Genomic DNA, 20,976 nt, shown 5'->3' on the forward strand with positions numbered 1-20,976 from the left:
ATGCGCATCATACTGATGCGCATTTCTTTTTCTGATATTATTGCGCCATTATTTCTATTAGATAGAAGCAGTAGGCTTCAATTGTGGAGAGCAGTTAAATTATGATGGATCGACTACGCGAAGGCGTGAATAGCATCGCGGTCAAAATTATCCTTGGGCTTATCATCCTGTCTTTCGTATTTGCAGGTGTAGGTAGCTACATCGTTAGTGGTAACAACAACTCTGCAGCGAAAGTCGGTAACACTGAGATTCCTCGTGGTGAGTTCGAGATGGCATACCAAAATGAGCGTAACCGTATGCAAGCTCAGTTGGGTGACTACTTCTCTCAAATGCTGGCTGACCCTGCATATGTTGAATCTTTCCGCAAATCCGTTTTAGATCGAATGATCAATGACGTGTTGCTTGACCAACAAGCAGAAGCTTTAGGTCTGCGAATCAGCGACACCCAAGTTCGCAGCATGATTCTAGACATGCCTCAATTCCAATCTAATGGTCAGTTCGATCAAGAGATCTATCAAGCTTCTCTGCGTCGTGCAGGCTTTTCGCCAGATTCTTTTGCTGAGTACATGCGTCGTGAATTGGTTCGTGAACAACTGCTGAATGCACTACAAAACAGTGAATTTATTCTGCCAGGTGAAGTACAGGCAGAAGGTAAGCTGTTCACTCAAACTCGTGATATTCGCACGATTAAAATCGACTTAGCAGAGTTTGCGAAAAACATTGAATTGACTGACGAAGAAATTCAACAGTACTACAAAGCAACCCCTGACAACTTTACTCGCCCAGAGCAGGTTAAAGTCGCTTATATCGAACTGTCTGCTGAAGCGCTAAAGGAACAAGTTAATGTTTCTGATGCTGAGGTGAAAAAGTACTACGATGAGCACTTAAACAAATACTCTTCAGAAGAGCAGCGCCGTGTCGCTCATATTCTTGTAGAAGGGGACGATGAAGCAAAAGCGCAGGCTATCCTAGATGAGCTAAATGCGGGAGCAGATTTTGCGACGCTTGCTCAAGAGAAATCTGACGATTTTGGCAGCGCTGAAAACGGCGGTGACTTAGGTTGGATTGAGCGTGATGTGATGGACCCTGCTTTTGAAGAAGCGGCATTCGCGTTGAAGAATCCAGGCGATACGTCGGGTCTAGTAAAGTCGGACTTTGGTTACCATATTATCAAGCTTGAAGAGCTAAAAGACTCTGTGGCGAAGCCATTTGAAGAAGTAGCCGCTGAAATAAAACAAGAAATGGTTGACCAACAAGCAGTTGATCAATTCTACGAGCTACAAAGCGAGCTTGAGCGCGTAGCGTTTGAATACCCAGACTCATTGTATGACGCTTCTCAAGCGGTTAACCAAGAAGTGAAGACAACGGACTTTATTTCTCAAGTTGACGCACCTGAAGTGCTTCGTAACCCTGCGGTAATGCAAGCTATCCTTAGCCCAGAAGTAAAAGAAGATGGCTTAAACTCTGAAGCTATCGAAGTTGCACCTGAACATATTATTGTTGTTCGTGTTGAAGACGCACGTGATGAGACGGTTCTTCCACTAGAAGAAGTGAAAGATCAGGTTATTGCAGAGCTATCTCGCGTTAAGGGTGAGCAAGATGCGATGGAACTTGGTACACAGGTTGTTGCTGCATTGAAAGAAGGTAAGACAGATGTGCTTACTGAAAACAACCTTGCATTTGGTGAACAAGAGACAGTAGATCGCCGTTCTCCGTTGGCAACAACGGTATTCGCGATGGCAAAACCAGTCGATGGTAAGCCAGTATATGGTCAGTCTAAAGATCTTGAAGGTAACATTGTTATCATCGAGCTTGATGCTGTAAATGCTGAGCTAGATAGTGAGTTAGAAGAGCAAGTTGCGATGCAAATGCAGCGAGCATCTTCTCAGCAAGACCTATCATCTGTGCTAGCTGTACTGCGCGCAAACACTGACATTGAGTACTTTATTGTGAGCAACTAAGCACAATTAGTGTAATTTGCATGTTAACTAAAACGGACCGCATAAGCGGTCCGTTTTATTTTTGTCTTTATTAACTTCAATCATCAATAAGCATTACTTAAATTAGTGCGCGTTTAAGTGATACCAGTCATTGCGAATATCGGGTCATCTAGGTTTGTTAATTGATAGTGACTTGCTCCCGATGACTGGTTTTAGCCTACTATTTTGGAGATTGTATGTTCAATATGAAATGGATTTTGACATTGTGCTTATTTGTTTTTGCGCCTTTTAGCATGGCTGCGGATTCAGCCACTGACAAATATGAAGGAATTGAAATTACCGTAAATATCAACACGGCCTCTGCTGAAGAAATAGCGACCATGTTGAAAGGTATAGGTGAGAAGAAAGCGCAGAGTATCGTAGACTACCGCGAGGAGCATGGCCCTTTTAAAACGGCAGCAGATTTGAAGAGCGTAAAAGGCATTGGTGAAGCGACAGTCAAGAAAAACGAAGACCGCATTTTACTGTAGCTTGATGTATTGCAGATATTGAGCCTGAATTCAGAACAATATCTGTTTCCCTATTACTGCTTTCCCGAACCAACCCCTCTTTCGTGGTTCGGGATTTTTTAACCGAATAAACGACGGCGAAAGCCTTTTTCCATTAGAGCCATTGTTAACCCACCGAGTGCGCCAAATAAATGAGCATCAATAGCAACGTTTGCGCCGATAAGCGCAGCAGTGCTGCTTGATGGTCCATAGATCTGCTCCCATGCTACTTTGGCAATAAGCCCGCCGACCAACAACAAGCTGCTTCTTCTGCTTTCAAATACTTCTCTGAGTGCCCAGAATCCAAATAGTCCGTGTAGTACGCCAGATAATCCCACGTACACCGACATGTTGGTAAACAAATTCATTGCGCCAACAAATGCACACAAGAGTGAGAAAACGATAAGGAAGTTGCGAGTGCTTGGACGAAAAATAAAAGTAATGATCCACAATCCTGCCAGGTTCATCCCTAAGTGCGCAAAGTTGGTATGTGTGAGATTTCCTGTTACGATTCGCCACCATTCGCCATGGCGTATATTGTAGCTGTGCCACTCGGTTAGGCTTGCCATTGGCTCGAATTGAAGTATCAAACAGATCACGCTGATAATACTCAGCAAGGTATAAAGGTTCACTCTATGTCTCGTTATTGTTCTCGTTGTGGAAAATCGCAAAAAGCGTGTATTTGCCAATGGATTGTACCGTTGGCAAGCGAGGTAGAACTTATCATTCTTCAGCACACGAGTGAAGAACATCGTCCGCTTGGTACGGCACGGATTCTCAATTTGAGTTTAGATAACTGTATTTGTCTGATAGGAGAGGACTTTTCTGGTGATGATGTCTTAAATCACTTGTTGGCGGATGAATCATATCAACATTTTGTTCTTTACCCATCGGAACAGTCACGATGCATCTCTGAAATTAATCAAGCGAGCCGTAGTGTATCTAAGAAAATACGTTTGATTTTGCTCGATGGGACGTGGAAAAAAGCGTACAAAATGTGGCAGCTTTCTAGCAATTTACATCCACTCCCAACCGTGCAATTACCGAAGCAATTACAAGGGCATTACACCATTCGTAAAGCGCCCTCTGAGAATAGCTTATCGACAGTCGAGGCAGGTTATCATTCGCTTCGCTTGCTTGAACCCGAGAGAGACTTTACACCGCTTATGCATGCCTTTGAAAAGATGATCGAATTCCAAATCGCCCAGATGCCGCCGGGCGTATTTGAAAAGAATTACTTGAAAGGTTGAGTGTTACTAAAGAACGATGGAAGAGAATAGCTGACGGTGAAGCTTTTGCGCGTGTCCATCGGTCATAGCAGAAATGTAATCGGCGATGACTCTCATCTTATTGCTCTCGCTTTTCGCTTGGCACCACAGTTCTTTTGTATGAACAGGCAGCAAGCGCTCTGGGTCCGCTGTTAACGCTTCAAAAATATCCATAATAATTTGCTGACCCTTATACTCAACGATCTGGACCTGCGGGACTTGGATAACGAAGGTGCTGACAAAGTGCTTGAGTACGTCAAGTGCACGTGCCATTTGTGGCTCTAAACACGCATTCCAAGACAGTAATGGATTACTGAAAGACTCATCCACCGCCTTAATTGAAATGCTGGTCAGCAGGGCGTTAACCATACCACCGATGGCATCTTTCCGCTCATGATGCTTACCGCTAAATAGCATCTGTCCGATGGAATCGATATGAGCTTCAAACCACGGGTCGCCACAGTCCGCTAATTGACTTGCTGCGCCTTCTTGCCATTGCTGGCGTGTCACCATACCAAGTACGATTGCATCTTCTAAATCATGAACGCCGTAGGCGATATCATCCGCTAGCTCCATGATTGAGCAATCGAGTGATTTAAAGCGCGTTTTACTGTGCTCAAACTCCGATTCTGGTTTTGAGCGCATTAGGCTAAGCAATGCCTTGTCGTTGTCAGAAAGCGGTGCAATTATCCAATCAAATAAGTCTTTGTCACAATCATAAATACCCTTAGCTGGGCTCCAATCTTTTGCTTTTAGTTTACGTTGGTGCTCGGCTGGTTGAGGCAACTTGACGGAGCGTGTTTGACTAATGAGGGCAGGGTACTTAATCAAACCAAGCAGTGTGCGGCGTGATAAATTCATTCCGAAATGCTCGGTATAAGGCTCTAACTTAGTGACTATACGAAAGGTTTGGGCGTTCCCCTCGAAGCCGCCATGTTCGCGCATTACGTAGTTTAGAGCGACTTCTCCCCCATGACCGTATGGAGGATGCCCGATGTCGTGCGCCAAACATAATGAATCAATTAAGCTGTCTGATGGTAATAGATCACGGAACTCTGGTTGTTTTTTCTTTAACTGGGCGACGATACCGGTCCCGAGTTGCGAGGCTTCTAAGGAGTGTGTTAACCGACTGCGGTGAAAGTCTTCCAAGCTATTGCCGTGTACTTGGGTTTTTGCTTGTAAGCGTCGAAATGCAGCCGAGTGAAGAATGCGCGCTCGGTCTCTTTGGTACGGGCTTCGATGGTCGTCACGACGTATTTTATGCTCATCATCATGGCGCTCTTGCCATTGCGGGTGTAATTCAAACGACACGATTATCTCCGTAAGCTAACTGATTTCATCTAACGATAATTCGAAACTTGGGGCAAAGGTATTGAGGAAGTAATCCATTTCAGGCGTTCTACGTTCTTGCAAAGTGATGTCTAAGCGTTTTTTTGCCAGAGCGAACTCATGATTGCCTGCGCTTAGTTCTTCGAGACATTTTAAATAGGCACAGATGGAGTCGGCTTGCTTGACGATTTTTGCGTCCTCTTCGTGTGCAGAGTGGGAAAGAAGGTAGGGGGCAAAATCATCTTGGAACTCTTCCGGTAACATTGAGAGTAATTTTTGTTCCGCTGCCGATTCTATCTTCTTATATTCTTTGGCAATTTCAGGATTGTAATACTTCACTGGGGTTGGAAGGTCACCCGTTAATACTTCGCTGGAGTCATGGTACATAGCAAGAATCGCGATGCGTTCTGGATTAAGGTTGCCGCCGAACTTTTTGTTTTTAATTAGGGCAAGGGCATGAGCGACAAAAGCAACTTGTAAGCTATGCTCTGAAACGTTTTCTGGTGAGACGGACCGCATTAAAGGCCAGCGTTGGATCAGCTTCATTCGAGCCAGGTGAGCGAAAAAATGGCTTTCTTTCATGGCTTTCTCCGTTTCTGGTGTAAAAAAGGAACTCACTAGGAGTTCCTCTAAGCATATGAGAGATCAGCACTAATTACTACCAATGATTCATTACTGGCTGTAGGTTGATAGGAATCTTTCAAAACGTCCAATGGCGATTTCTAGATCTTCAACGTGCGGTAGTGTCACGATGCGGAAGTGGTCTGGTTTTGGCCAGTTAAAACCGGAACCTTGCACCAGTAAGACCTTCTCTTGTTTTAAGAAATCTAAAACCATCTGCTGATCGTTCTTGATGTTGTACATTTTAGTGTCGATTTTCGGGAAGAGGTACATTGCACCCTTAGGTTTGACACAAGAAACACCAGGAATCTGATTGATCAGTTCATACGCTCGGTTGCGCTGCTCTAATAAGCGTCCGCCAGGTAAAATCAGTTCATTAATACTTTGGTATCCACCTAACGCGGTTTGAATCGCATGTTGCATTGGTACGTTTGCACATAAACGCATCGATGAAAGCAGCTCCAAGCCATTCACGTACCCTTGAGCCAGATGTTTAGGCCCCGTTAGGAACATCCAGCCACCACGGAAACCACAAACACGGTAGGCTTTTGAAAGGCCATTGAATGTCATGACTAGCACATCTTCAGTGAGTGTGGCGACTGAGGTATGTGTTGCACCGTCGTACAACACTTTGTCGTAGATCTCATCTGCGAAAATGATCAGTTTGTGCTGGCGTGCTATCTCAATCACTTCAAGTAGGAAGTCACGGCTGTATACCGCACCTGTCGGGTTGTTCGGGTTGATCAGAACAATGCCACGTGTCTTTGGTGTGATTTTCTTTTTGATGTCTTCAAGGTCTGGGTACCAGTCTGCACCTTCATCACATAGGTAATGAACCGGCTTACCGCCTGATAGTGCAACTGAAGCTGTCCACAACGGGTAATCGGGAGCTGGGATTAGCATTTCGTCGCCATTATTTAACAGCGCTTGCATGGCCATCACGATCAGCTCAGACACGCCGTTACCCACATACACATCTTCGACATCTAGCGAGCGGATACCTTTACGTTGATAGTGTTGGACCACGGCTTTACGAGCAGAGTAAATGCCTTTGGAATCACAATAGCCTTGAGAAGTCGGCAGATTACGAATCACGTCGACTAAAATCTCATCAGGGGCGTCAAAACCAAATGGGGCAGGGTTACCAATGTTTAGCTTTAGGATTTTATGCCCTTCTTCCTCCATGCGCTTAGCATGTTTGAGTACAGGACCCCTAATGTCGTAGCAGACATTATCGAGTTTTGACGACATCCCGATATTTTGCATTGTATAATTCCTAAAAATTCGTTAATTTCTTTATTAAAATACAATAATTTGTTTTTTATTAGAATATATATCTGTAAATTATCTGTTTGCTGGTTAAGTTTTACTCGTTTGCTATCACAGGATTTTGCAAAAGATCGCATACGACCTTGATTTGCTTTGGGTCTAAACTTAGAGTAGCCGTCAGTTACCATTTATCCTCACATACTACGAGGTTGATTTGTCACAGTTCCATCAAGCCGTAAAGAGAATTATCGAGCGAGTTCAGCAAGCGGAAGGCAATCAAACACGTCTGGTCGAGCCCCTGAGCGAGAAACCTAATTTCTCATTTATTGATTGGCTTGATGCACAACCACTTTTCCCTAAATTCTACTGGCAGTCCCGCGATACTCGTGAAGAGGTCGTTGCACTAGGGCAATTACACGCTTTTGTTGAGCCAGGCCCTGCTTATACCATTTTAGGTGAAGGGCAACGAGTCTGGGGCGGACGCTCTTTTGACGGCCAGCATGAGAAGAATCGTCGCTGTATGCCTTCTTTCTTCTTTTTGCCTCAAATTGAGTTAATTCGTTTTGACCAACAATGGTCTCTCGCAGTTAATATTTCAGAAGACAAAGCGCGAACCCTAGCAGGACTGCATAAACTGGTTTGTGAGGTCGCGACCTTAGCTCCGATTTCTTCTCACATCCGCTCTATTGTTCATACGCCAAGTCAGCCTCAATGGAATGAGTTAGTTCATAAAGTTCTGACTGGTATAAAGAATGATGATTTTAAGAAAGTGGTATTGGCGCGTCGCTCTACCGTGCAGCTTGATAACACATTAAGCGCTGCACAGTTGCTGAAAGCGAGTTACTTAAATAACCATCATAGTTTCCATTTCATGCTGAGCTTAGACAGCAAACACAGCTTTATGGGCTCTACGCCAGAACGTTTGTATTCTCGCGTAGGGCACGAACTTCATACCGAAGCGTTAGCAGGCACGATTGGTCGAGGGGACAATGCCACTCACGATATGGAGTTGGCGAATTGGTTATCCCAAGACCAAAAGAACCTCAACGAAAACCAATATGTAGTTGATGATATTATTGATCGCCTATCACCACATTCCGAAGCGGTTGAAGTGGAGGCCGAGGCAAGTTTGGTTAGGCTACGAAAAGTGCAACACCTCAAGCGAAATATTCACGCGAGCCTAAAGACGGGAATAAACGGTGTTCAGTTGTTATCGGCGCTTCAGCCAACGGCAGCGGTTGCTGGCTTACCTCGACAAGAATCCATGCAGTTTATTCTTGATAATGAGCCCTTTGCACGCGGCTGGTACGCGGGGTCAATGGGTTACATAAGCCATGAACGAGCAGAGTTTTGTGTCGCGATCAGAAGCGCGCTTGTGCTCGGTGACCAAGTACAATTGTTTGCGGGCGCAGGTATTGTGCCAGGCTCTGTGGCAGAGCATGAGTGGGCGGAACTTGATAAGAAAATGTCGACGTTACTTACGCTGATTTCTGATCACCCTCCGTTGGGAGTTGCATCATGAATCATGACCAAGCGGTGCTCAATCGAATTTGGTCAGAAACCATATTGATTGAGCTTCAGCGATTTGGCGTTAAGCATGTTTGCATCGCTCCTGGCTCTCGTTCTACTCCTTTAACTTTGGAGGCGGCAGAACAGTCCAATTTTTCTATTCATACTCACTTTGATGAGCGTGGTCTCGGCTTTATGGCTCTTGGTTTAGCGAAAGCTACCCAGGAGCCAGTGGCAATCATCGTTACTTCTGGTACGGCAGTGGCGAATTTATTACCAGCCGTTGCGGAGGCTAGGCTTACTGGTGAGAAGCTGGTGCTGCTCACTGCGGATCGTCCGGTGGAGCTCGTTGGCTGTGGTGCAAACCAAGCGATTAACCAGTTGGGTATTTTTTCACATCATGTCTCGTCCAGCTTGAATTTACCAAGCCCAACTTTAACAACATCGCTTAATTGGTTGCTGACCTCTGTTGACGAAGTGATGTTTACTCAGCAACTGCAAGGCAGTGCTGTTCATATTAACTGTGCATTTCCAGAGCCTTTGTATTCCAATGGTGCAAAAGCGGATTATCACACCTACTTAGACTCGGTAGCCGGATGGCGAAAAGGAAGTGGTAGTTATACCCAGCGTTTTAGCCACTTATCACAGGCGCAAATCCCGTCTTGTGCGGATAAAAAAGGCTTGGTTGTGATTGGCAGCTTACCGCTTGAACAAGCGAAGTCGGCGCAGGCATTTGCACAAAAGATGGGATGGCCGGTACTTGCAGACCCGCAAAGTGGTCTCAGTTCGGATTGGGCGCATTATGATGTATGGCTTCAACTTCCCGAGTTCGTAAACGAGCTTGAGTCTTGTGAACTTATTATCCAATTTGGTAGCCGAATCATCTCCAAACGTTTGAACCAGTGGATTGATAAACAAGTTTCGCAAAATCAACAAAATAAAGACGTTCAATACTGGTATATCTCGCCGCGTATGGACCGTAATAACCAAAATCATCTGGCGCAAATGCACTGGGTTGAGCTTCCTCAAACTTGGGTTTCTCGCATTAGCTTTGAGAAGCCAATATTTGCTGGGTGGGCTGATAGGTTAGCGAATGGAGTTAAGCGAGTTCATCAACGTATCGAAGAAGCTTTCCTATCTGGTTCAGCGTCTGCCATTGACGAAATTGCGTTGGCAGCAGACATCAACGAGCGCACTAAAAACGCTGATGTCTTTTTGGGTAACAGTTTGTTTGTTCGACTTGTCGATATGTACGGCAAACTTGATGATGTAAAAGTGTTCACTAACCGAGGCGCGTCAGGAATTGACGGTTTGTTTGCTACCGCATCAGGTGTGCAGCGAGCAAGAGGTAATCCGTTACTAATGTATATTGGTGACACATCAGCACTGTATGATCTCAATTCACTAGCGCTGTTTTCTCACAATAAATTGCCGACGGTACTTGTGGTCACAAACAATGATGGTGGCGCAATTTTCGATATGTTACCGGTGCCTCAGGAGCATCGCACTGCGTACTACCAAATGCCCCACGGTTATCAGTTTGAACATGCAGCCAAACAGTTTGGTTTAAAGTATGAGAAGCCAACTACGTTAGAAATGTATCAAGCAATGGTTGCCGAGCACCTGTCGAGCGGCCAAGGCACACTGCTGGTGGAAGTTCAAACCCCACCAAGCCAAGCCGCAGAGTTGATAAAGGCATTTAACAAGAGCCTGCATGCTTCACTCTGAGCGTCTCTCTTCAACTGAAAAACACCAAAGTGGCGACCTTCCCACTCTGGTGTTTTTGCATGGCTTTTTAGGAAGTGGTGCTGATTGGCAAGCTTGTTTGGATGAGCTGACTCAGTTTGAACGAATTATTATAGACCTTCCTGGTCATGGTCGTAGCCAGTTTACAAAGTGCAACGATCTCGATGATTGCTGCAAACTTCTTAATTCCACACTATCTTTATTATTTCCTCCGCAACAACCACTTATTTTGATTGGTTACTCGATGGGCGGCCGTATTGCGATGCATGGTATTGCCAATCAATGCTTCTCAGATCTCAATATTGTGGGCGCAATTGTTGAAGGGGGAAACTTCGGGCTTCAAACTGAGTCAGAGAAACAGGTGAGATTGGAGAATGATGCCCGCTGGGCAAAGCGTTTCAAAACTGAACCACTTGAACGTGTTTTGAACGATTGGTATCAGCAAGCGGTGTTTTCTTCACTAAACCATGAGCAAAGACAAACATTAATTGCGAAGCGAAGTGATAATCTTGGCTCGGCGGTCGCGAGCATGCTGATGGCAACATCGTTAGCCAAGCAGGCGTATTTGTTGCCCACACTGAAAAAGCAGAATATACCGATGTATTACTTGTGTGGCGCTAAAGACCAAAAATTTAGCCAACTGGCACAACGTAGCGGGTTGGCGTATCGACAAGTTGAAGGCGCAGGACATAACGTTCATCAAGAGCAGCCCCAACAATTTGCGATGCATATTAAGCACATAATTCAATCTCACTTTGGTGAGAGTAACGAGAACAATGGGAATCACCATGGCTAAAACAGTAGGCATTTCTGAAGAAGAACTTTACGCTCCGGTTCAATGGAAAGATTGCGGCGAGAAATACGAGGATATTCACTACCATAAATCTGAAGATGGTATCGCGAAAATTACCATTGCACGCCCACAAGTGCGTAATGCATTCCGCCCTCAAACAGTAAAAGAGATGATTGATGCGTTAGCAGATGCGCGTTACGACTCTGGTGTTGGCGTTATCATCCTAACTGGCTTGGGTGAAGATGCATTCTGTTCTGGTGGTGACCAGAAGATTCGTGGCGACTACGGCGGTTACAAAGATGACCAAGGTACGCATCACCTAAATGTATTGGATTTCCAACGTGATATCCGTACTTGTCCAAAACCTGTTATTGCTTCAGTTGCGGGTTGGGCTGTTGGCGGTGGTCATGTACTGCACATGATGTGTGATCTAACAATTGCAGCAGACAACGCGCAGTTTGGTCAAACGGGCCCTAAAGTGGGTTCATTTGATGGTGGTTGGGGCGCGTCTTACATGGCTCGTATCGTAGGCCAGAAGAAAGCTCGCGAAATCTGGTTCCTATGTCGTTTCTATAACGCGCAAGAAGCGTTAGACATGGGCTTGGTCAACACGGTTGTGCCGCTAGAAGAGCTAGAGAAAGAAACTGTTCGTTGGTGTCGTGAAGTTCTTCAGCATAGTCCAATGGCGCTACGCTGCCTGAAAGCTGCATTGAATGCGGACTGTGATGGTCAAGCAGGTCTTCAAGAGCTTGCGGGTAACGCAACGATGATGTTCTACATGACCGATGAAGGACAAGAAGGTCGTAACGCATTCAACGAGAAACGTCGCCCAGACTTCGACAAATTCCCTCGTAACCCATAATTCGTATAAAAAGAGGAGTGTTTTAGCTCCTCTGTTCCATTTTTCCTGAGCGCCTCGCCCTCTGGGAGGCTGGTGGGATTGCTCGCCAGAACGCTCAAATATACGGCATTACATAGGACTCGAATTATGCGTGAAGCGAAAATTTATCGTTATATCTTGCCCATGGATAGTGGTGTCATCCTGCGAGACAATAAGCTAACTGAACGTGTTGGTTATGTTGTTGTGCTTTCTGAAGGTGACCAAATAGGGCTTGGAGAAGTCGCTCCTCTTCCTGGTTTTAGTTTAGAGAGCACCGAAGATGCTGGTATTCAGCTACAGGAACAAGCGGAGCGTTGGGTTGCTGGATTGGATGTGGATTACGCCAACATGTATCCATCGGTCGCGTTTGGTTTATCGATGGCACAGTTAGAGTTAGCTGGTGGCTTACCCCAACAAGGTAAGTATCAAACAGCGCCGCTGTGTACTGGTGACCCAGACGAGCTCATTCCAAAGCTGAACGAAATGGAAGGCGAGAAAGTCGCGAAAGTAAAAGTCGGGCTTTATGAGCCAATTCGCGATGGCATGCTTGTGAACCTTTTCCTTGAATCTATCCCTCAATTAACGCTTCGACTTGATGCAAACCGCGCTTGGACACCAGAAAAAGCGCAGCAGTTTGCTAAATACATTACTCCGTCTCTGCGTCAGCGCATTACCTTTTTGGAAGAGCCGTGCCGCTCTCCTGGCGATAGTCTCTCTTTTGCTATCAATACTGGTATAGCGATTGCTTGGGATGAAACGTTGCAAGATGCGGTTCGTCGAGAGGATTTCCGTCTTGAAGATCTAACTGGTGTGAAAACGATCATCATCAAACCCACACTCATTGGTTCGGTGGATTTTTGTATTACACTGATAGAGAAGGCGAAGTCACTGGGGATGAAAGCGGTTATTAGCTCGAGCATTGAATCCAGTCTCGGTTTAACGCAATTAGCGCGCTTTGCCCAATGGCAGCTGCCTGATGAAGTTCCAGGTTTGGATACGATTGGCCTATTCAAAGCTCAGTTAGAGCAAGGCTGGCCTAAGTGTGAACTTCCCGTTCTTCCTCTGAAAGATCAGGAGATTGTGTGGCATTCTGCATAGACAATGTTGCGAAGGCACCGTGGAAATATTGGGCTCAAACGAGCCCTTTTTCTATTGCACTCAAGACACCAACAGAAACATTAAACTGGCAACAACTCTCAGTACGTATTGACCAATACGCTCACTATTTGAATGACTTGGGCGTAACGCGGGGAGATGTGCTGACTTTGGTAGGTAAAAACCAAGTCGAAACTCTGCTGTTTTATCTTGCTTCCAAGCAGTTAGGTGCACTTGCCGCGCTGACCATGGTACAACCACTCGATACGCTACAGAGTAAACTTGCGACCCTTTATAAACCTGAACAAACTCGGTTTATCTGGTTTGCTCAGGAGTGCGCTTCGACCTTTTCTGAACATGATATACAAAAACTCAAGGCAACATTGCTTTCACCGCCCTTAGTTTCACAACAAGAGCGTGATGCGGTGATTGAAGATGCCTATCACCATGACAGGCTCGCTTCAGTGGTATTTACCTCTGGCTCGACAGGGGAGCCTAAAGCTGTGGTTCATACACATCGACAACACCTTGCTTCAGCAGAAGGCTTGTTGCAAGAGTTCATTTTCACTCAGCAAGATTCTTGGCTATTGTCGCTTCCGCTTTATCACGTCTCTGGATTGGCGATTGTATATCGTTGGCTACATGTCGGAGCGACATTGAAAATCGGTACAGGAAAACTTGTCGAAGATATTCAGGGCGTGTCACACGCCTCTTTGGTTGCAACGCAGCTCAAACGGCTATTGGATGATGATGCTCACTTGTCATTGACGCATGTGCTATTGGGCGGCAGCCACGTTGCTCACGAGTTGGCGTTGCGAGCAACAGGACGAGGGATTGAGGCGTGGTTAGGTTATGGGATGACGGAAGCAGCCTCTACTGTTACCGCAAAGAGAATTGACAGTACCAGTAATGCTGGACACGTATTGAATCATCGTAAGATAAAGTTGGTTGACCAACGCATTTTTGTCGGTGGTAAAACATTAGCGGCAGGGTATTTTCATCAAGGTCATGTTACTCCGTTTCTGGATGAGAAAGGCTGGTTCGATAGCAAGGATCTCGGTGAGTGGCAAGGTGACGAGTTAAAGATCATCGGCCGTGCCGACAATCAATTTATCTCTGGTGGTGAGAACATTCATTGTGAAGAGATTGAGGCAGCATTGAACCAAATTGATGGCGTGGTGCAGAGCATAGTGGTTCCAGTCGAAGATGCGGAATTTGGTCATCGCCCTGTTGCTGTGATTCAGACCAATGATTTGCGCAGCAAAGCGGAATATGACCTGCATTTGCAACCCAAATTAGAGAAGTTTAAATGGCCAGTGGAATACCATTTAATGCCACAAGTGCTACTAGAAAGTGGGATCAAAGTTTCTCGGAAGGCAGTGAAGGAGTGGCTATTGCCATCAATTCAGCATTAGTCAATTTTGCTATGTATTAGTCAGAAAGGGAATTTCGTATCCTTATAACTCTGAATCATAATTATGCTTCTTCGAAGAGAGAAAAGGCATAAGGTTCAGGATGGTAAAGCTAGTATTAATTACGGCGGTAGCACTACAAATTGGTATTGCAATAAGCAGTGAAGGGCTCGCCCGCTCTCTTGCAGAGCTGACGGCCTTTTTGATCGCTATCGCATTGGTTGTTACATACAAAAACAGCAAACTTGAGCCGTCGTCATCTCAACACGATGAGAAGACCACTAATATCTAAACAATAACCAACTTAGAGAAGTGGTTGAAATTAACACCCACAGAGTTACACCAAACAACAGTGGCTTAGCTCCAGCAGACCTCAGCTTCGAAATTGAAATGCTGCAACCAATCAGGAACAGACACACCACCAAAGCTTGTTTCGCTCCAACGAAAATACCGTGATAGACCATTTCAAATTGAGGGAAGAAGTCGCTAAACACGATGGCTGCGCAGTACCAAAAAATGAAATAAGGAATAACTAACTTTTTCGTTCCATTCTCTTTCTGGTCTCTCGAAAAGATCACGGCACTGATCAGTGCGACAGGGATGATCCACAAAGCTCGTGCGAGTTTTAACGTTGTTGCTGTAGTTAGCGCTTCTTCACCGTAGGCTGAGGCAGCCCCAACAACAGAAGAAGTGTCATGAATAGCAATCGCGGCCCATGTACCAAATGTGTGTTGATCTAGCCCTAAAGCATGCCCAACCACAGGAAACACGAATAGTGCGATGGAGTTTAGGACAAATACTGTTGCCAGTGCTAATCCAATCTGTTCGTCTTTTGCTTTAATCGCTGGTGCTACAGCGGCAATTGCACTACCACCACAAATTGCTGTACCTGACGAGATTAAGTATGCGGTTACTCGCTCCAACTTAATTATTCTGGCAATGATAGTGCCTATGATCAGTGTGCCCGCAATCGTGGCGATAATCAGACCGATACCATCCGATGTAACAGAGAGTGCTTGCTCAAAGTTGATGCCAAAGCCTAAACCAATAATCGAGTAGGACAACAGCTTTTTAGTAAAAGAAGCAATGGGCAGTTCTGAAGGCACAAAACCAAAACTTGCGAGTAGAAAACCAATAACTAGGGCAATAGGAGAGGAGACAAAAGGGGTTAAGCAAAAGAGTAACGCCAATCCAAACAAGAGGTAGTTTCTATTCAAGGTTTTTATTCGCTGTTGTGAATGAAAGCGCGAGTATATCGCACTGAGTGTGGTCAGTTTGTCTTAATGATTTGAACACATGTTCAGTTATTCTAAACATGTGTTCAAATGTATTTTTATCGCCAGTCGCCTCTAAGTTGATGCACTCTATCGAACATCGTTTTTGCCGTTGCTTCATTTGGTGGAACCGGCTGTCCGGCTTCAATTTCTAGCTTTGACCAAAATCGAGTCGGTAAGCCACAACATGCGCGGCCTTTCGCGCGGCTGAAATAGCTTCCCCATAAGCCTTTGAGTGCCACGGGTATGACAGGTACCGGGCTGCGACGCAGAATAATATCAATGCCACGCATGAATTCATTCATTTCACCGTCTGAGGTTAATTTCCCCTCTGGGAAAATACAGACTATATGTCCTTCGCTTAATGCTCTCTCTACATCATTAAATGCACGCCTGATGGAGTTTCTGTTACTCGCTGAAATCGGAATTACCCCAGTTCTGCGTAAAAAGCGTCTTAGTGGCGGTAGGTTGGCGTAATCTTCCTCCATCACAAAACGAATCAACCTTGGGCATACTGCGCTAAGTAGCAAGGCGTCCATATAGCTCACGTGATTACATACGATCAACGCACCGCCTTGTTCTGGCAAGTTATGTAGGTTTTTATGTTTCACTCGATAAATAGTATGAGTTAGCATCCAAACCACAAAACGGACAACGAATATCGGTATTTGCAAAAAAATGTAAGCGGCGACCAAGAAATTCAAAATGGCTAACAATGCAAACAATTGAGGAATTGTCATCTTGATTACACTTAGGCACACAATACCTAAGACAGCACTGCCGACCATAAACAGAGAGTTAAAGATATTGAGCCCTGCGATGACTTGCGCGCGCTCGGTTTCCTTTGCTCTATGTTGCATTAATGCGTAAAGCGGCACGATAAATAACCCACCCGAAGCACCAATCATCAATAGGTAGAAAAATAATGGCCAAAAAGGCTCATATCTAAAGAAGTCTACAAAGTTATGGAAGATAGGTAGGTCACTTGGAATGGAGGTTGCCATCAAGTACCCAAATACCGTAATGCCAAGTGCGCCAATAGGCACAATACCGACTTCGATACGATGATTCGAGATCCAATTGCAAAGTAGCGACCCTAACGCGATACCAATGGAAAACAGAGCAAGTAAGAAAGACACCGCACTCTCGGTGCCATTTAAGTAAATCTTGGTGAAATTCGGGAACTGGGTTAGATAGGCGGCGCCTAAAAACCAAAACCAGCTTATCGCCATAATACATTGAAAAACAACACGATCTGATTTTGCGATGGATAGCGTGTGTTTAGTTTGTTTGTACGGTTGCCAACGAAAAGAAAGATTAGGTGCGCTGGCGGCTGCAAAGGGTATTGAGCGGCTCGACAAATATCCCAATAATGCAAAGAGTACGACACAAAATGCGGCAAGGTATTTTGCGTTGTCTGCTGAGGCGATAATTCCAGCACCTAGGGTACCAATAAGGATGGCGATAAAGGTACCAGCTTCAACAAGGGCGTTGCCTGGCACTAACTCTTTTGCGTTTAATTTTTGGGGCAAAAGGGCATATTTAACCGGTCCAAAGAATGCTGACTGTGTGCCCATTAAGAACAGTAGCAGCAAAAGCACACCATAACTTTCGGTTATAAAACCAATGGCGCCCAAAAGCATGATGGCGATTTCAAACAGCTTTACCTTGCGAATAAACCATGATTTTTCATATTTATCGGCTAATACGCCAGCTGAAGCGGAGAATAGAAAGAACGGTAGAATGAACAAGCCAGCCGCTAAATTGATGAACAAGTTGCTCGAAATAGGTAGTGCGCTGGATCCCGCGAAGGCGACAAACAGCAGCAAAACGTTTTTAAAAATATTGTCGTTGAAAGCGCCAAAAAACTGAGTAATGAAATAGGGTAGGAACTTTCTTTGCGTAAGTAAGGACGGCTGTCTGTCGGACGACATGGATAATCCTTTGTTACCAGTTTGTGAGGTAGTTAGAAAGCAGGTTACTGATTAATTCTTTACCATCAATGGGTTCACTAGAGAAAAATTTATCATCAACACTGAGTAAAGTAATACCGTGTACGCCAGACCAAAGCACTCGACTTGCTTGAATCACTTCGGACTCGGTACGATGTGGTGCGATTTGAGCCAATAGTGACTCCAGCATTCCTGTCATCCCGTCGATACGTTTGGCATGCCATTCTGGAAGCTCTGCACCATTCATGTTGTGCTCGAAGACTAACTGCCAACGGTAAGGGTGCTTTTGAGCGAAATCGTGGTAGCAATAAGCCAGTTCAAATAGAGCTTGATGAGCGTCTTTACTGCTATTGGTCGCCTTCAGTGCTTCTTGGGAGAGTTCGTCTAAAGTTTGCGCGACTACGTGTAAAAGTAACAGGTTATAGTTGCCAAAAATGTTGACTAATGTGCTTGGCACGTAACCAATCATGTTAGCGATTTTACGAAGACTGAGTTCGTGGTAAGAATTCTCATCTAAAAAGTTTTTGACTGTTGTTAAAGTCAAATTCACTAACTCTTCTCTGGTGTGATCGTTTCTGCGCGCCATACTCTCAAACTGCTTTATTGAACATCGTTCAATATGATAGTCAGCTACCTATTAACCGTCAACAAGGCAATATACTCAAGTGACGTCAAGGTGCAGGATTCTGAGCTGTGTCACTGATTCTAATTCAAGTAAAACATCCCCAAGTAGCAGCGAGTTCATTCTAAGCATTTCTAAACGAACCAAGTATCTCGAAGTTAACCGAGAGCAGTCTGTACCTTTGGCAATATTCTGATACATGTCAGCTTCTGTAAGCTGTTTTCATCAACAGGCATACAGAGTATGATGACGTAACAATCATCTTTGGCGTGCTACTGTTTGAAACAATCGTTGTTTCGTCTGATAGAGCACAATCTTAGATAGCTAACTTTAAGGATAACGATGAAACGTTTATTTTCTATTGTTGCTCTGTTGATGTTTACCGTTGCTGTAACGCCTATCGCGGAAGCGAAGAAGTTTGGTGGCAGTAAGTCTTTCGGTAAGAGCTACAAAACAGCGCCAGCACCAAAACAACAGCAACAAAACACCAATACGGTCGGCAAAGATCAGACGGTGAAGTCTTCAAGTAAAAAAGGCTTAATGGGTGGTCTGCTAGGCGGACTTCTTGCTGGTGGTCTACTTGCTGCATTCTTTGGCGGTGCTTTTGAAGGTATCCAATTTATGGATATCCTAATTATTGGTTTGATTGCCTTTGTCATCTTTAAATTAATGCGCGGTATGCTAGGTGCGAAGCAGGGCAGTATGAACCAGCATCGTCAGCAACCTGCATTTGGTGGTAACGCATCTAAGTTTGAGCAACCAAACATGCAAAACTTTGAGCAACAGCCAAACACAAATAATGGTGGCTTTGGTGGTTTCGGCGCTCAAACGGACGTACCACATAACTACCCACCGGGCTTTGACCAAGCAGCGTTTATTAACGGCTCTCGTGAACACTACCGAATCCTGCAAGGTGCGTGGAATCACAATCAACTGGAAACCATTGAAGAATATGTTTCTCCAAGCTTGTTTGAAGATCTGAAAGCAGAGCGCGCGAAGCTCGACGGTGAGCAGCATACTGATGTAATGTACGTTGATGCAGAGATCGTCCGTGCCGATTACGATGCAAATAAAGCACAGCTCAGCCTACAGTTTAGCGGTCGTTACCGTGACACAGTAGAAGGTGTTGAAGAAGAAATCGAAGATATCTGGCACCTAGAGCGTGACCTGACTGTGCCTAATGCACCATGGTTAATTGTTGGTATTCAAGGCTAGTCACCTTTAAACCAATTTAGTCACTAATAAAAATCCCGCGCCCCCTGCGGGATTTTTTGTATCTGTCGTTTGTACCTACGAAAGATATTTTTATAAAACCTGCCAGGTGGAGCCTTCATCATAGCTCGCGCTTAACTCTGCCGAATATCTTTTTTGCTAGCTAGTCCTCAAGTGCTTTACTGAATGTTTTTAGCATTCACATTATGGTCATTGCGATAAAACAAGGACAAAGTGCTAGTACATTGTTTGTATTACAACGACCAGATCCGAACTTTGGGCATAGGAGATTCGCTTTGGCCCAGTTGTTAAAGTAGGATCTAACAGAGGGAGAACCGCGAAGAAGTTGGGTTAAATAAGGAAGGGCTTGTTACTTTATCAAGAATCCGAAACGAAAAAAGCCAGCTCAATGAGCTGGCTTTTTCAATATGGTGGAGGGGGACGGATTCGAACCATCGAAGGCAGTGCCGGCAGATTTACAGTCTGCTCCCTTTGGCCACTCGGGAACCCCTCCAGGGTGTTTTATACTTAAAAGATAGTTTCCCAACCTAGCTTCCAAGTTGTTCTTATGTTTAAAGGAAAAACACAAGAGAGAATATGGTGGAGGGGGACGGATTCGAACCATCGAAGGCAGTGCCGGCAGATTTACAGTCTGCTCCCTTTGGCCACTCGGGAACCCCTCCAGGGTGTTTTATACTTAAAAGATAGTTTCCCAACCTAACTTCCAAGTTGTTCTTATGTTTAAAGGAAAAACACAAGAAAGAATATGGTGGAGGGGGACGGATTCGAACCATCGAAGGCAGTGCCGGCAGATTTACAGTCTGCTCCCTTTGGCCACTCGGGAACCCCTCCAGGGTGTTTTATACTTAAAAGATAGTTTCCCAATCTAGCTTCCAAGTTGTTCTTATGTTTAAAGGAAAAACACAAGAAAGAATATGGTGGAGGGGGACGGATTCGAACCATCGAAGGCAGTGCCGGCAGATTTACAGTCTGCTCCCTTTGGCCACTCGGGAACCCCTCCAGGGTGTTTTATACTTAAAAGATAGTTTCCCAACCTAGCTTCCAAGTTGTTCTTATGTTTAAAGGAAAAACACAAGAAAGAATATGGTGGAGGGGGACGGATTCGAACCATCGAAGGCAGTGCCGGCAGATTTACAGTCTGCTCCCTTTGGCCACTCGGGAACCCCTCCAGGGTGTTTTATACTTGAATGATAGTTTCCCAACCTAGCTTCCAAGTTGTTCTTATGTTTAAAGGAAAAACACAAGAAAGAATATGGTGGAGGGGGACGGATTCGAACCATCGAAGGCAGTGCCGGCAGATTTACAGTCTGCTCCCTTTGGCCACTCGGGAACCCCTCCAGAGGATTTTTATACTTAGCAAGATGTTTTCCCAACTCATCTCCCAAGTGCGGAGCGAATCATAGCAAACTCGCTCAGGCTGTAAAGCGTTTTTCTTGCGTTTTTACGTTGAATGCTGTCTTTTTGGGCAAAGATGGTAGAAAGTCA

The 20,976-nt window shown here is 45.0% G+C and carries 18 protein-coding genes and 6 tRNA genes; 11 read left to right on the forward strand and 13 right to left on the reverse strand.

The genetic code is table 11. From position 1 onward, the window contains the following. Positions 1-101 precede the first annotated feature (101 nt). Together ppiD and P4S59_RS04990 are read left to right on the forward strand one after the other, a co-directional pair. On the forward strand, positions 102-1,961 hold the full coding sequence (ppiD, locus tag P4S59_RS04985) for a peptidylprolyl isomerase (protein ID WP_337168041.1): 1,860 nt from the start codon (positions 102-104) through the stop codon (positions 1,959-1,961). A 224-nt stretch (positions 1,962-2,185) separates the two neighbouring features. Beyond that, positions 2,186-2,470, forward strand: a complete 285-nt coding sequence (locus tag P4S59_RS04990; protein WP_031780151.1) for a ComEA family DNA-binding protein — start codon at positions 2,186-2,188, stop codon at positions 2,468-2,470. A gap of 98 nt (positions 2,471-2,568) precedes the next feature. Here P4S59_RS04990 and rrtA read toward each other — a convergent pair whose 3' ends face one another. Next, positions 2,569-3,120 (reverse strand): rhombosortase, encoded by a 552-nt coding sequence (rrtA, locus tag P4S59_RS04995; protein WP_005390532.1) that lies wholly within the window; start codon positions 3,118-3,120, stop codon positions 2,569-2,571. A 3-nt stretch (positions 3,121-3,123) separates the two neighbouring features. On the opposite strand from rrtA, the gene P4S59_RS05000 reads away from it, so the two are divergent. Then, positions 3,124-3,738 (forward strand): tRNA-uridine aminocarboxypropyltransferase, encoded by a 615-nt coding sequence (locus tag P4S59_RS05000; protein WP_005390535.1) that lies wholly within the window; start codon positions 3,124-3,126, stop codon positions 3,736-3,738. 6 nt (positions 3,739-3,744) lie between these two features. On the opposite strand, the gene P4S59_RS05005 is transcribed toward P4S59_RS05000, so the two are convergent. From P4S59_RS05005 to P4S59_RS05015, 3 genes are all read right to left on the reverse strand, one after another. Continuing rightward, a complete protein-coding gene (locus tag P4S59_RS05005; protein ID WP_337168042.1) occupies positions 3,745-5,067 on the reverse strand; it encodes an anti-phage deoxyguanosine triphosphatase in 1,323 nt (440 codons plus the stop codon). A gap of 15 nt (positions 5,068-5,082) precedes the next feature. After that, a complete protein-coding gene (yfbR, locus tag P4S59_RS05010) occupies positions 5,083-5,667 on the reverse strand; it encodes a 5'-deoxynucleotidase (protein ID WP_047009477.1) in 585 nt (194 codons plus the stop codon). Positions 5,668-5,757: 90 nt separating this feature from the next. After that, the gene (locus tag P4S59_RS05015) at positions 5,758-6,972 is read right to left on the reverse strand and encodes a pyridoxal phosphate-dependent aminotransferase (RefSeq protein ID WP_005390543.1); all 1,215 of its coding nucleotides are present in this window, start codon (positions 6,970-6,972) and stop codon (positions 5,758-5,760) included. A 217-nt stretch (positions 6,973-7,189) separates the two neighbouring features. On the opposite strand from P4S59_RS05015, the gene P4S59_RS05020 reads away from it, so the two are divergent. The 7 genes from P4S59_RS05020 (at position 7,190) to P4S59_RS05050 (ending at position 14,702) form a co-directional block, all read left to right on the forward strand. After that, positions 7,190-8,497 (forward strand): isochorismate synthase, encoded by a 1,308-nt coding sequence (locus tag P4S59_RS05020; protein ID WP_104974329.1) that lies wholly within the window; start codon positions 7,190-7,192, stop codon positions 8,495-8,497. Continuing rightward, positions 8,494-10,212, forward strand: a complete 1,719-nt coding sequence (gene menD, locus P4S59_RS05025; RefSeq protein WP_337168043.1) for a 2-succinyl-5-enolpyruvyl-6-hydroxy-3-cyclohexene-1-carboxylic-acid synthase — start codon at positions 8,494-8,496, stop codon at positions 10,210-10,212. The genes P4S59_RS05020 and menD overlap by 4 nt, the downstream gene beginning before the upstream one ends. Next, positions 10,199-11,026, forward strand: coding sequence for a 2-succinyl-6-hydroxy-2,4-cyclohexadiene-1-carboxylate synthase (gene menH, locus P4S59_RS05030; RefSeq protein WP_337168044.1), 828 nt, complete (start codon positions 10,199-10,201; stop codon positions 11,024-11,026). Before menD ends, menH begins: the two co-directional genes overlap by 14 nt. Beyond that, positions 11,019-11,885 carry a 1,4-dihydroxy-2-naphthoyl-CoA synthase gene (gene menB, locus P4S59_RS05035; protein WP_140281195.1) on the forward strand — a complete coding sequence of 289 codons (867 nt, stop codon included), beginning with the start codon at positions 11,019-11,021 and terminating at the stop codon, positions 11,883-11,885. The genes menH and menB overlap by 8 nt, the downstream gene beginning before the upstream one ends. A gap of 126 nt (positions 11,886-12,011) precedes the next feature. Continuing rightward, positions 12,012-13,001 (forward strand): o-succinylbenzoate synthase, encoded by a 990-nt coding sequence (gene menC, locus P4S59_RS05040; RefSeq protein ID WP_046874206.1) that lies wholly within the window; start codon positions 12,012-12,014, stop codon positions 12,999-13,001. Beyond that, the gene (menE, locus tag P4S59_RS05045) at positions 12,986-14,413 is read left to right on the forward strand and encodes an o-succinylbenzoate--CoA ligase (protein WP_337168045.1); all 1,428 of its coding nucleotides are present in this window, start codon (positions 12,986-12,988) and stop codon (positions 14,411-14,413) included. Before menC ends, menE begins: the two co-directional genes overlap by 16 nt. Positions 14,414-14,513: 100 nt before the next feature. Then, complete coding sequence (locus P4S59_RS05050) at positions 14,514-14,702, forward strand: hypothetical protein (RefSeq protein ID WP_012842016.1); 189 nt, start codon at positions 14,514-14,516, stop codon at positions 14,700-14,702. Here P4S59_RS05050 and P4S59_RS05055 read toward each other — a convergent pair. The 3 genes from P4S59_RS05055 to P4S59_RS05065 all read right to left on the reverse strand — a co-directional run bounded on the left by P4S59_RS05055 (position 14,692) and on the right by P4S59_RS05065 (position 18,222). After that, complete coding sequence (locus P4S59_RS05055) at positions 14,692-15,627, reverse strand: YeiH family protein (RefSeq protein WP_256949304.1); 936 nt, start codon at positions 15,625-15,627, stop codon at positions 14,692-14,694. The two genes, P4S59_RS05050 and P4S59_RS05055, sit on opposite strands and share 11 nt — an antisense overlap. A 116-nt stretch (positions 15,628-15,743) precedes the next feature. Further along, the gene (locus tag P4S59_RS05060) at positions 15,744-17,618 is read right to left on the reverse strand and encodes an MFS transporter (RefSeq protein WP_134648070.1); all 1,875 of its coding nucleotides are present in this window, start codon (positions 17,616-17,618) and stop codon (positions 15,744-15,746) included. Positions 17,619-17,631: 13 nt separating this feature from the next. After that, positions 17,632-18,222, reverse strand: coding sequence for a TetR/AcrR family transcriptional regulator (locus P4S59_RS05065; protein WP_006743255.1), 591 nt, complete (start codon positions 18,220-18,222; stop codon positions 17,632-17,634). Positions 18,223-18,600: 378 nt separating this feature from the next. Here P4S59_RS05065 and P4S59_RS05070 point away from each other — a divergent pair, with 378 nt between their 5' ends. Beyond that, on the forward strand, positions 18,601-19,473 hold the full coding sequence (locus P4S59_RS05070; RefSeq protein ID WP_301640406.1) for a Tim44 domain-containing protein: 873 nt from the start codon (positions 18,601-18,603) through the stop codon (positions 19,471-19,473). Positions 19,474-19,899: 426 nt separating this feature from the next. Here the strand turns inward: P4S59_RS05070 and P4S59_RS05075 are convergent. The 6 genes from P4S59_RS05075 to P4S59_RS05100 all read right to left on the reverse strand — a co-directional run bounded on the left by P4S59_RS05075 (position 19,900) and on the right by P4S59_RS05100 (position 20,829). Then, positions 19,900-19,984 (reverse strand) — tRNA-Tyr (locus tag P4S59_RS05075). 84 nt (positions 19,985-20,068) lie between these two features. After that, a tRNA-Tyr gene (locus tag P4S59_RS05080) sits at positions 20,069-20,153 on the reverse strand. 84 nt (positions 20,154-20,237) lie between these two features. Further along, positions 20,238-20,322: transfer RNA gene (locus P4S59_RS05085), tRNA-Tyr, on the reverse strand. An 84-nt stretch (positions 20,323-20,406) separates the two neighbouring features. Next, positions 20,407-20,491, reverse strand: a tRNA-Tyr gene (locus P4S59_RS05090). Between the two features lie 84 nt (positions 20,492-20,575). After that, a tRNA-Tyr gene (locus tag P4S59_RS05095) sits at positions 20,576-20,660 on the reverse strand. An 84-nt stretch (positions 20,661-20,744) separates the two neighbouring features. Then, positions 20,745-20,829 (reverse strand) — tRNA-Tyr (locus P4S59_RS05100). Between the last annotated feature and the right edge of the window lie 147 nt (positions 20,830-20,976).

Origin of the sequence: Vibrio sp. M60_M70 (assembly GCF_037162085.1) — a bacterium.
Lineage (GTDB): Bacteria > Pseudomonadota > Gammaproteobacteria > Enterobacterales > Vibrionaceae > Vibrio > Vibrio diabolicus.